The organism is Paraburkholderia sp. GAS32, from assembly GCF_050434225.1.
GTDB lineage: Bacteria > Pseudomonadota > Gammaproteobacteria > Burkholderiales > Burkholderiaceae > Paraburkholderia > Paraburkholderia madseniana.
The window spans coordinates 1-11,078 of the sequence record NZ_JBNPVS010000103.1; the positions used below are offsets into that span (position 1 = coordinate 1).

Annotated in this window: 11 protein-coding genes; 7 read left to right on the plus strand and 4 right to left on the minus strand. The window is 63.3% G+C overall.

Annotated elements, in window-relative coordinates; all coding sequences use genetic code 11:
- The first annotated feature begins 445 nt into the window (after window positions 1–445).
- Window positions 446–799, plus strand: a complete 354-nt coding sequence (locus tag P3T25_RS47970; RefSeq protein ID WP_154566978.1) for a BON domain-containing protein — start codon at window positions 446–448, stop codon at window positions 797–799.
- A gap of 339 nt (window positions 800–1,138) precedes the next feature.
- Window positions 1,139–1,387, plus strand: a complete 249-nt coding sequence (locus P3T25_RS47975; RefSeq protein WP_154566979.1) for a hypothetical protein — start codon at window positions 1,139–1,141, stop codon at window positions 1,385–1,387.
- A 10-nt stretch (window positions 1,388–1,397) separates the two neighbouring features.
- Here the strand turns inward: P3T25_RS47975 and P3T25_RS47980 are convergent, their stop codons facing one another.
- Together P3T25_RS47980 and P3T25_RS47985 are read right to left on the minus strand one after the other, a co-directional pair.
- Window positions 1,398–2,186: a sulfite exporter TauE/SafE family protein gene (locus P3T25_RS47980; RefSeq protein WP_154566980.1), complete on the minus strand. Its 789-nt coding sequence runs from the start codon at window positions 2,184–2,186 to the stop codon at window positions 1,398–1,400.
- Window positions 2,187–2,342: 156 nt separating this feature from the next.
- Window positions 2,343–3,260, minus strand: coding sequence for a LysR substrate-binding domain-containing protein (locus tag P3T25_RS47985; RefSeq protein WP_429364740.1), 918 nt, complete (start codon window positions 3,258–3,260; stop codon window positions 2,343–2,345).
- A gap of 63 nt (window positions 3,261–3,323) precedes the next feature.
- Here P3T25_RS47985 and P3T25_RS47990 point away from each other — a divergent pair, with 63 nt between their 5' ends.
- Entirely contained in the window at window positions 3,324–4,226 is a 903-nt protein-coding gene (locus P3T25_RS47990) for a DMT family transporter (RefSeq protein ID WP_171926905.1), read from the plus strand.
- A gap of 49 nt (window positions 4,227–4,275) precedes the next feature.
- On the opposite strand, the gene P3T25_RS47995 is transcribed toward P3T25_RS47990, so the two are convergent.
- Window positions 4,276–4,947 carry a LysE family translocator gene (locus P3T25_RS47995; RefSeq protein ID WP_429364743.1) on the minus strand — a complete coding sequence of 224 codons (672 nt, stop codon included), beginning with the start codon at window positions 4,945–4,947 and terminating at the stop codon, window positions 4,276–4,278.
- A gap of 179 nt (window positions 4,948–5,126) precedes the next feature.
- On the opposite strand from P3T25_RS47995, the gene P3T25_RS48000 reads away from it, so the two are divergent.
- The 4 genes from P3T25_RS48000 (at window position 5,127) to P3T25_RS48015 (ending at window position 10,058) form a co-directional block, all read left to right on the plus strand.
- Entirely contained in the window at window positions 5,127–6,020 is an 894-nt protein-coding gene (locus tag P3T25_RS48000; protein ID WP_429364745.1) for a LysR substrate-binding domain-containing protein, read from the plus strand.
- Between the two features lie 222 nt (window positions 6,021–6,242).
- Window positions 6,243–7,220 carry a hydroxymethylglutaryl-CoA lyase gene (locus P3T25_RS48005; RefSeq protein WP_429364747.1) on the plus strand — a complete coding sequence of 326 codons (978 nt, stop codon included), beginning with the start codon at window positions 6,243–6,245 and terminating at the stop codon, window positions 7,218–7,220.
- Window positions 7,217–8,494 carry a CaiB/BaiF CoA transferase family protein gene (locus tag P3T25_RS48010; protein ID WP_429364749.1) on the plus strand — a complete coding sequence of 426 codons (1,278 nt, stop codon included), beginning with the start codon at window positions 7,217–7,219 and terminating at the stop codon, window positions 8,492–8,494. Before P3T25_RS48005 ends, P3T25_RS48010 begins: the two co-directional genes overlap by 4 nt.
- 79 nt (window positions 8,495–8,573) lie before the next feature.
- Window positions 8,574–10,058 (plus strand): MFS transporter, encoded by a 1,485-nt coding sequence (locus P3T25_RS48015; RefSeq protein ID WP_429364751.1) that lies wholly within the window; start codon window positions 8,574–8,576, stop codon window positions 10,056–10,058.
- Window positions 10,059–10,114: 56 nt separating this feature from the next.
- On the opposite strand, the gene P3T25_RS48020 is transcribed toward P3T25_RS48015, so the two are convergent.
- Window positions 10,115–10,255: a hypothetical protein gene (locus P3T25_RS48020; RefSeq protein WP_166618355.1), complete on the minus strand. Its 141-nt coding sequence runs from the start codon at window positions 10,253–10,255 to the stop codon at window positions 10,115–10,117.
- Window positions 10,256–11,078 lie beyond the last annotated feature (823 nt).

Here is an 11,078-nt window from a genome sequence, read left to right on the forward strand (position 1 = left end):
TGATCCGTGCGCATGATGCTCTCTCCTTTGAACAGGACTCGACACGCTGATTTTACGTATCAGTTCCTCGACGCCCGTGCTCATAGGATCTATGACAACCGGAATGCACCGCAACGTACGACTAAACCCTTTGCGCTTCTGGCGCGGCTAGATTAAATTGTCGTTCGCTGCCGCGAACAGATGTTTGCACAGCGTGACCCGGCACGACAGACAAGAACCGGGCGCGCTGGCGGACCTCGCGGCTTGCCGGCTCCCGTACCGCATTGCATGCGTGGCATCGCATGCGACTAACGGCGGCCGGCCTCTCTCGCCTCTCGCACACCGTGTCGCAGCCATAGTCGGCCGTCGCTGAGCCGCGCGTTGTCGCGTCCCGAATGGCCGCCGGTAGTCGTAACGAAGCCGCTTGTACATGCGGTCCAATGTGTAGCTAAGGAGAATAGAAACTATGAAATCGGTCGGTTTTCTGAAAACGCTGGGCTCGGTTGTGGCAATGGTGGTGGCGTGCAATGTGTACGCTCAGGCAAGCGATGCAACGGCTACGGGCACGACCGCAGCGCCGGCTGCAAGCGCCAAGGCCGGCAAGAAGGCTAATAGCCAACTGGGTCGCAAGGTGCGCGGCGCGCTTGCCAAGGCGCAAGGCATCGACGTCTCGAACATCGCCGTGCGTGCTCGTGGCGGTGCAGTGACTCTGACTGGTTCGGTGCCTGACCAAGGCCAGATCGACGCTGCCGGTGAAGCGGCCAAGGGCGTCGCCGGCGTGACGTCGGTGACGAACAAGCTGACCGTTGTGCAGCAGTAAGACGGTTGCAATGAGCAGGCCGCGATAAGCGGCCTGGCATAAGCGGCTTGCAACATGAGCACGAAGCGCCGGCAGGCGCGAAAGGCGGCAACAGGAGGTGCATGCGATTCGCTATCGCGCCATGCGCCATCGTGATGCATGCCAGTGCGGGGGCTCCGGCGAATAACCGGAGCCTTTTTTTCGCTTTATTTTTCGTAGCGGTGATTTTTGAAACGGTGATGATGAGTTGGCCAGTGCCGGGCTGAACGCCGGTGCCGCAACAGCCCGTCTGTGTGCTGTGACACACTATCGACGCGGAGCGAAGCGTACTGTGATGCAAGCGGAACCGGAGTCAACGCCATGGAAACCACGCATTTGCGGTATACCGATCTGCCGATCAGCGATCGGGCGGCTTTCGAACTGGTATGTGCGCGGCACGGTTTTGCGCCGGCGCATTTTGACATCAGCGCCTGCCCGGACCCGGGCGATGCCGCACACGAGCGCCTTGTCACGGTTCGGCGCGGCGGCTGGGCGCAGTCATATCACGACCATCAGGGTCAATGGGTCAGGCAGTTCGAGACCGATCTCACCTGCCGGTTTTTCAAGTAGCGCGGCTACTTTATGACAGCACGAGGCGCACGCCGACCAGCGTGAGCGTGGCCGCGAGCACGTTGCGCAGTAGCGCGTCCGGTGCGCGCGACGACAGGTAACTGCCGATCGCGATGCCCGGCAATGATCCCACCAGCAGTGACAGCAGCATCGACCAGTCGACCGAGCCCAGCAGCCAGTGACCGGCGCCCGCCAGCAGCGTGAGCGGCACTGCGTGCGCGATATCGGAGCCGACGATGCGCGTGGTCGGCAGCAACGGATACAGCAGCAACAACACCGTCACGCCAATGGCGCCCGCACCCACCGACGTCAGCGACACCAGCACGCCCAGTATCGCGCCGGTCAGCATGGTTAGCGCGAGCGTACGCCCTTGCCTCGGCGCACGCTGACGGCGCGCGCCGAGCGCCGCGAGTTGCGGCCGGAATACCAGCGCCACGGCCGTGACCAGCAAAGCGGCGCCGAGCACGATCTGGATCAGCCGGCTCGCGCCCGGCGTGTCCATGCCGTACCGATGCAGCAGGATCAAGGTGATGGTTGCCGCCGGTACGCTGCCGGCCGCGAGACGCAGGGTGATCTGCCAGTCGACGGAGCCTTTCAGGCCGTGCACCAGCGTGCCGGTCGCCTTGGTGGCGGCCGCGTACAGCAGATCGGTGCCGACCGCGGTGGCCGGATGCACGTTGAACAGCAGGACCAGGATCGGCGTCATCAGCGAGCCGCCGCCGACACCCGTCAGTCCGACCAGAAAGCCGACGAACAGGCCGGAGACGGAGTACAGCAGATCGATGTGGGGAAGAGCCATTGAGCAGACCGCTGACGGTCGGGTGGGTTGAACAGGTTAGACGGCAAGGCCGGCGCACACTCGCCTTCGAGCGCCGGCGCATCTCGGCGACAGGCGCACGACGGCGCGGCGAAAGCCGCTATTGTCGCAAAACTGCCGCGCTTGCGTACGAAGTTGCTACGACACGCCCTGCTGGGCCGCCTGCATCCGGTCGATCAGCGCCAGCACTTCGGGCCGGCTCTCGCCCTTTGCATGCACGAAGTAATAAGTCAGTGGCGAGGCGACTTCGTGGCGGCTCACCCGCACGAGGCCGCTTTTGCGCAGATACGCATCGGCGACCGGCACGCGTGCCAGCGCCACGCCGAGTCCCGCTTCGGCGGCGGCCAGCACCAGTGTGTAGTCTTCGAAGCGCCGGTCCTGCGCGCGCGGCTTCAGCGGAATAGCCAGCGCGCCGAACCAGGCGCGCCAGCCGGTCACATCCGAGTCGTGCAGCAGCGGCACATCGAGCAGCGCGGCGTCGCCATGTTTATGCCGCTGCTTCGCGAGGCGTGCGGCGAGCGCGGGATGCGCGACCGGATAGAGCGTCTCCGGCAGGAAAGGTTTGACCTCGAGCTGACGCCAACTGCCGCGCCCGTAGCGAATCGCCAGATCTGCTTCGCCGCCGGCGATGTCCACGTTGCGATGATCGATATCGAGCTGTATGCGCAGCGCCGGGGCGGCGCTCTCGAATGCCGCCTGGCGCTCGAAGAACCACAGTTTGGCGAACGCCGGCACCACGCTCAGCTTGACCAGTTGCGGGCTGCGCGGCAAGCGCCATTGAACCGCGGCGCTGTCGATGATGCCGAACGCCTGCTCGATACGCCCGACGAAACGCTGCCCGTCCGGCGTCAGCCGCACGCCGCGCGCATGGCGTTCGAACAAGGTCATGCCGAGCCAGTTTTCGACCGCGGCCACCCGCCGGCTGATCGCGCCGTGCGTCAATCCGGCAACCTCGGCAGCGGCGAGAAACGAGCCTTCGCGGGCGACGGCGCAGACGGTTTCGAGGCTTGCGAGCGGCGGCCGCGCCAACGAGGTCGGTGAGGAGGTGTGAGCCATTTTCACATCACGATGTTCATTTGTGCGCTAGCTTAGCAGCTCGCGGCGCGGCACCATCTGCGCATGAACACACTCACTTCGTCTCCATCGCCCCGTTCCGAGCGGCAGCCGCTGCTGGCGGCAGGCGCCGTCGCCTTCACCATTGTGTCCTGGGCGTCGGCCTTTCCCTTCATTCGCATCGGCTTGCAGGGTTTGGCGCCTTTGCCTTTGGCGGCGGCGCGTTTCGCCACCGCGGCGCTGCTGGTGATCGCATGGCTTGCCTATCGGCGCCCGCCGTTGCCGGCATGGCGCGACGGTCTGCGTTTCGTGCTGTGCGGTTTTCTCGGCATCGCGCTTTACAACGCGCTGCTCAACACCGGCGAGAAAACGGTGGCGCCAGGCGCGGCGAGTTTCATCGTCAATACGCTGCCGATTTTCACGGCGCTGCTGGCAGCCGTGTTTCTCGGCGAGCGATTCAATCGTTGGGGATGGTTCGGTTCGTTAGTCAGTCTCGCCGGCATCGCGGTGATTGCGCGGGGTCAGCCCGGCGGCCTGACGCTCGGCGCGGGCAGTACGCTGATTCTCGGCGCGGCGCTGTGTTCGGCGAGCTACTTCGTGCTGCAGCGGCGCCTGATTCCGGTCTACGGGGCATTGACGTGCACCGCCTACACGTTGCTGGCGGGGGCGGTGTTGCTGGCGCCGTGGCTGCCGGGTGCGGTGAACTCGCTTGGCAGTGCGCCGCACGGTACGTTACAGGCGGTGCTGGTGCTCGGCGTATTTCCGGCGGCGCTTGGTTATGCAACGTGGACGTTCGCGCTCGGCTACTTCGGCGCGGCGCGCGCGGCCAATTTTCTGTATCTGACGCCTGCGGTGGCGACGGCGTTGTCCGCCGTGCTGACCGGCGAGCGTCCAGGTCTCGCGACGCTATGCGGTGGATTGATGGCGATTGCGGGTGTGGTACTCGTGGCGTTGCGGGGGCGCTCGTGAGTCACAAGGCGCATCGTTGAGGGCCCTTGTGCGGTCCTGCTAACCCTCTTCAAAGCGCGCGGCGAATCTCGACGATACCGAACGTCGCCAGCGTGAATCCGACGATCCGGTCGATCGCCACGCGCAGCTTGCTGCCGATCGCATGGCGCGCGAGCGACACCACGGTCACGAGAAAACACCACCACGCGATCGAACCGCAAAACACGCCGCCTACAGTGGTCAACGCGATGCTCGATGAAAACGCGCCACGCGGTGCGAGCGTCGTAAACAGCGCGGCAAACATGATGACGGTTTGCGGATTGGTCAGCGTGAGCAGCAATGAACTCGCATACGCGCGCAGTACGCCGGCGCGGCCCACCTGCGCGAGCTTGCCGTTGCCGTTGCCGTCGCCGTCGCTGTTGCCGTTGCCATTGCCGTTGGCCGCATCGGCGGGCGCTTTTTGCAGCAAGGTACGCACGCCGAGATAAAGCAGGAACAGACCGGCGAGCAGATGCAGGGGCCGGTCGTAGGCGAGCATGAACTGCGAAATGCCGACAAGGCCGAGTGCCGCGATCAAGCCATAAACCGCATCGCCGGTCGCAATGCCGAAGCCGATTGCGAGCCCAGCGCGCGGACCGCCCGTCAGCGTGCGGCGGATGCATAGCATGCCCATCGGGCCGACCGGTGCGGCAATCGCGAGGCCGACGCCCGCAGAGGTGACGAAGAGACTGGCGGTGGACATGGGAAAGCCTTGGTCGGTTGTTCTGATTGCGCAGTTTGACACACGATTCGCGGTCACAACCTGGCGCGCGATCGACGACGCAAACCGGCATGCCGGCCGTGGATACCCTGGGATGGACTTGGCGGCCGCCTTCCTCGGGCATAATTTTCTCACTTCAAACACCCAGGGCGCGCCCGTTCATGTGGCAAATCGATCAGGTGACGTTGCGCTTGTTCATCGCCGTCTGCGAGGAAGGCACGATCGCGCGGGCGGCCGAACGCGAGTTCATCGCGCCGTCCGCGGTCAGCAAGCGGCTCGCCGATCTCGAAGCGCTGGTCGACGTCGCGCTGCTCTCGCGCAGCCAGCGCGGCGTGCGCGCGACCGCCGCCGGCGAGGCGCTGCTCAGGCACGCGCGGCTCATCATGCGCGGCCATGAACGTTTGCAGGCCGAGCTCAGCGAGTACGCGGCTGGCGCGCGCGGTCATGTGCGGGTGCTGGCGAATGTGTCGTCGATGGTCGAGTTTCTGCCCGAGGCGCTGTCGGTGTTTCTGAAGGCCAATCCGCAGGTTCGTGTCGATGTCGAAGAGCGCGTCAGCGCCGAGATCGTGCGCGGTCTGGAAGAGGGCGTGGCCGATCTCGGCATCTGCCGCGATGTGGTGCCGATGGGCAGTCTCGATGTGCTGCCGTATCGCGCCGATCACCTCGCGCTGATCGTGCCGCGCGATCATCCGCTGGCCGGTGAAATTGCGGTTGGCTTCGAGCAGACCCTGGCGTTCGATCATCTCGGGCTCGCATCGAATGCATCGGTGAATGCGCTGATGCAACGCATTGCTGTGGAAAAAGGCAGCGAGCTCAACTATCGAACCTATGTATCGACCTTCGACGCCGCCTATCGTTTTATCCAGGCAGGCCTTGCCGTCGCGATCCTGCCGAGCGAGGCGCTGCCCAAACATGCGGCTGACGAATACGGCATCGTCGCCGTGCCCTTGCGCGAAGCATGGGCGGAGCGGCGCTTCGTGATCTGTATGCGCGACCGTAAGGCGCTGACGCTGACGGCGGCGCATTTACTCGACCATCTGCTGCGCCTAGGTTGAGCGCCGGCTCCTGGCTGCCTCTGAGCTCCCTCTGAAAAGCCCTTAAGGGTTTCCCCTTTGCGACGGCGCACGCCCGTCCCGCATGCCACCGCGGCCATCGCGAGCGGCGATGGAGTGCGTCGTCAACGCAGACTTTGCCGTACGGTCGCGCGCGGGCACGCTGTCACTCAGTTGCTTCTTTCCCTGCACTCTACGCAAGACTCAAGACCGGGATTCAAGACCATGAGTGACACCCAGGAGCGTGTTGTCGTGACCGAAGTCGGCATGCGCGACGGCCTGCAAAGCATCGCACGCACGATGCCCACCGAGTTCAAGCGACGCTGGATCGACGCTGCATATGCCGCCGGCGTGCGGCATATGGAAGTCGCGTCGTTCGTGCCGGCGAAGCTGTTGCCGCAAATGGCCGACGCCGACGAAGTGATCGCCCACGCGCTCACCTACGACGATCTGATCGTGACGGCATTGGTGCCGAACCTGAAGGGCGCGCAACGTGCGCTCGAGTCCGGCGTACATCGGATCGTCGCGCCGATTTCGGTGAGCACGGCGCATAGCCTCGCCAATGTCCGCAAGACGCCGGTCGAGATGATCGAGGCATTTGCCGCGATGCGCGAGCTGATCGATAGCGCGGCTAGCGCGAACGCGCGGCGCGTGGAACTGATCGCAGGATTATCGACCGTGTTCGGCTGCACGCTGCAAGGCGCGGTGCCTTACGCCGATATCGTTGCGATTGCACGCGCAGCCTTGCAGGCGGGCGCCGATGTCATCGCGCTTGGCGACACCACCGGTGAAGCGACGCCGCGCCAGGTCGGCGAAATCATCGAACTGGTGCGAGAGGTCGCGGGCAGCAAGCTGCGCTCGCTGCATTTCCACGACACGCGCGGCCTCGGTCTCGCAAACACGTTGGTCGCGCTGCAGCACGGCCTCCGTGAATTCGACGCGTCGCTGGCCGGCCTCGGCGGCTGTCCGCATGCGCCGGGCGCGACCGGCAACGTGAACACCGAGGACCTCGTGTTCATGCTCGACAGCATGGGTTACGACACCGGCATCGACCTCACCCGACTTATCGCGTCGCGCGACGTCCTCGCCGACGCACTCCCCGGCGAACCGCTGTACGGCTATCTGGCGCGCGCCGGGTTGCCGAAGCAGTTCAGCGCGGCTGCTCAACGTTTTGAACCTTCCGAATCACGGGTGTTGCAATGAATCCGCTTTTTTCCACGTCTGCTTCTTCTGCATCTGCTTCTTCTGCATCTGCTTCTGCTGCATCCGCGTCTTCAGCAGAGCAACAGGGTGCGTTGCCGCTTGCGGGCATCCGCGTGATCGAGTTGTCGCATATGGTGATGGGGCCGACCTGCGGGATGATTCTTGGCGACCTCGGTGCTGAAGTCATCAAGGTCGAGCCGCCGCGTGGCGACGGTACGCGCCGTTTGCTCGGCACCGGTGCAGGTTTTTTTCGTACCTTCAATCGCAACAAGAAGAGTGTTGCGCTCGATCTCGATAGCGAAGCCGGACTGGCCGCGCTGCACAAGCTCGTCGATACCGCGGATGTATTCGTCGAGAACTTCAAGCCGGGCCGCATGGCGAAGCTGGGCCTCGATTACGCGTCGCTTCGTGAGCGCAATCCCAGGTTGATCTATGTCTCGCACAAAGGCTTTCTTAACGGTCCATACGAACACCGTCTCGCTCTGGACGAAGTCGTGCAGATGATGGCCGGCCTCGCCTACATGACGGGACCGGTAGGCCGGCCGTTGCGCGCGGGCAGTTCGGTCAACGACATCATGGGTGGCATGTTCGGTGCGATCGGCGTGCTTGCCGCGCTGCACGAACGGCATACGAGCGGACGCGGCAAGGAAGTACAGAGCGCGCTGTTCGAAAACTGTGTGCTGCTTTCCGCGCAACACATGCAGCAGTTCGCCGCGACCGGCGTGCCCGCTGCGCCGATGCCCGAGCGCATCAGCGCGTGGGCCGTCTACGACGTGTTCAGGCTTGCCAACGACGAGCAGATGTTTATCGCCGCGACCGGCGACGGTCAGTGGCGCGCGCTGTGCGCGATTCTCGATCGCGCCGACCTATTGGCTGATCCGCGCCTCACGACTAACAACGACCGCGTGCTGGCCCGCGAGTGGTTGTTGCAGACGCTCGGTGAAACCTTGAGTCGCTTCGAAGGCGCGGCGCTCGTGCCGCAGTTCGAACGCGACCACATTCCCTTCGCGTCGATCACGAAACCCGAAGACCTGTTCGACGATCCGCACCTGAACGAGAGCGGCGGCCTCGCGCGATTGACGCTCGATGACGGAAGCGAAACCGCGATGCCCTTGCTGCCGATTTCGATGGATGGCGCCCGTCTGCAACCGCGCTCGCCGATCGCAAAGATCGGTGAGCACACCGCCGACGTGCTGCGCGGTTTGGGCTACGACGAAGCGCAGATCACGGCGTTGGGCGGCGGTGTAGCGCAGACGCCGCGAGAAGCTGCGTGAGGGTAGCGGTGCGCTCGATGCGTTAAACGTAGTCAATCAATCTCATCCGGCGTCAGACCGGAAATCATGGAGACGGACGATGAAATCGTCGAATCATGCGGTGTATGCGACAGCGGTCGGCGATGCCGGCACGCTGGGTGGTTTGCCCTCAGGCGCCGGTGCATCGGCAAGCGGCCGCGCAGAAGAGATCGCGCTGAATGGCGCGCGCATTTCCGCGCGGCTCGATCGCTTGCCCGCCACGCGCTCGATCTGGCAACTGGTGATGCTGCTGAGCCTCGGACTCTTCTTCGAACTCTACGACCTGATGTTCTCCGGCTACATCGCGCCGGGCCTCGTGCGCAGCGGCATTCTCACAGCGACGACGCACGGTCTGTTCGGCACCAGCGGCGTGGCGAGTTTCATCGCGGCCTTATTCGCAGGCCTGTTTATCGGCACGGCGGCGTGCGGCTTTCTCGCCGACCGTTTCGGGCGGCGTGCGATCTTCACATGGTCGCTGCTGTGGTACACGGCGGCCAACATCATCATGGCGTTCCAGGACTCGGCGCTTGGGCTCAACCTCTGGCGCTTTATCGCGGGGATCGGTATCGGCGTGGAGATCGTGACGATCGGTACGTACATCTCCGAGCTCGTGCCGAAACATGTGCGAGGGCGTGCGTCGGCCTTTTCACAGGCAGTTGGTTTTTGCGCGGTGCCGATCGTCGCGTTTCTGTCGTATTTGCTGGTGCCGCACCGTTACTTCGGCCTCGACGGCTGGCGTCTGGTCGTGCTGACCGGCGTAGTGGGTGCGATCGTGGTGTGGTGGATCCGTTTGCGTTTGCCGGAGAGCCCACGCTGGCTCGCACAGAAGGGCCGCATCGAGGAAGCCGACGCCGTGATGAAGCGACTCGAAGCACGCGTGGAACGAGAATATGGACGGCCCTTGCCGGAGCCGGCGTTGCCTGAACCGGTGCGCGCGCGTGCGGCGTTTCGCGATCTGCTGGTGCCGCCGTATCGCAGGCGCACGCTGATGCTGATCATTTTCCACGTGTTCCAGACGATGGGTTATTACGGCTTCGCGAACTGGATTCCGACGTTGCTGATCAAGCAGGGCATTACCGTCACGACGAGTTTGATGTACGCGAGCATCATTGCGATTGCGGCGCCCCTTGGACCGTTGCTGGGGATGCTGATTGCCGACCGCTTCGAGCGTAAGACGGTGATTATCTGCATGGCGGCGGTGAACGTCGTGTGCGGGTTGCTGTTTAGCCAGGCACGGGAGACGGTATTGCTAGTGAGTTTGGGAGTGTGCCTCGTGCTGGCGGGCAACATTATTTCTTATAGCTATCACGCATATCAGGCCGAGCTGTTTCCGACCAGTATCCGAGCGAGGGCAGTCGGGTTTGTTTATTCGTGGAGCCGGATTTCGGCGATGTTTTCCGCGTTTGTGATTGCGGGATGCCTGAACCGCTTTGGCGTGAACGGGGTGTTTGTGTTTATTTCGGGGGCGATGATGATCGTCATGCTGGCCATCGGGACGCTTGGGCCGAAGACGCGGGATGTCGCGTTGGAGGATATTTCGAGGTAGTGCGGGTGGTTGAGGCCCGCCTGGCGGGGCGGGCTTGCTGCTTGGTTGGTGCTGCCTTAGTGTTTCTTTGGCGTTGCCGAAACGGTCGGCGCCACGCGGATCGGCGGCGCGCCCGATGGCGTCGTGGCCGGTGTGGGTTTTTTGGCCTGCTTCGGTTTCTTTACTTCGCGGTTACTGCGCATTTGACCTTTTGCCATGATGGGCTCCCCAGTAGGCTTTTATCGCTCCGCGAGGGAGCAGTTGGATAGTGTGCGCTGAATTTTGGGTTTATGGGAGGGATTTGGGGTTTTTTTGCCTGTGCGGCGCTTGTTGTCAGTGTTCTTAGGGTGTTGGCCTTTCCTTGTTTTGTTAGTGGTCTATTAGCGTTGCCCCTGTGCGGGGCGGCACCTACTTTTCTTTGCATGCCGCAAAGAAAAGTAGGCAAAAGAAAGCGGCTCAAACCGCTACTACTAAGCGGGTACCGTAGTTTGCAACGGGTAGTGGTGCATCTGGAATCCGTGTTCTCCCACGTTTCGCGTTAGTGACAAAGGACTCATCAGCTCCCACTCCGCACTGCGTGCGTCGCGGACGGGTTTGCATGGGAAACCACGGGCTTCGGTTGAGGTCCGTGGGAGCCATCGGCTTCGCCTCGGAGAGGTGCCTCCTCACTTATGAGCGAAGCCCACTTCAAATGAAATGTCGATCAGTCCCGCTTGCGCTCGCAGCGGCCATGCAATGAGGAGTCACGGCGCCGGGCAAAACGCGAGAGCCCGAGCCCAAAACCCAAACGCGGGAGTCGGAACGCTAGAGCACAGTGCAAGAGCACAAACGTGTGGGCAAGTGTGAGCTAAAACGTAGCGAGTGGTTTTAAGAAGTGCTCTTCGGCGCGCGTAGCGCCGCCGGAAGTACGACGCCCTTGTCACTGGCGCATGCAGGTGCACGAACCCAGATTCCAGATGCACCACTACCCGCAGCAGACCACGGTGCCCACTTAGCAGTAGCGGTTTGAGCCGCTTTCTTTTGCCTACTTTTCTTTGCGGC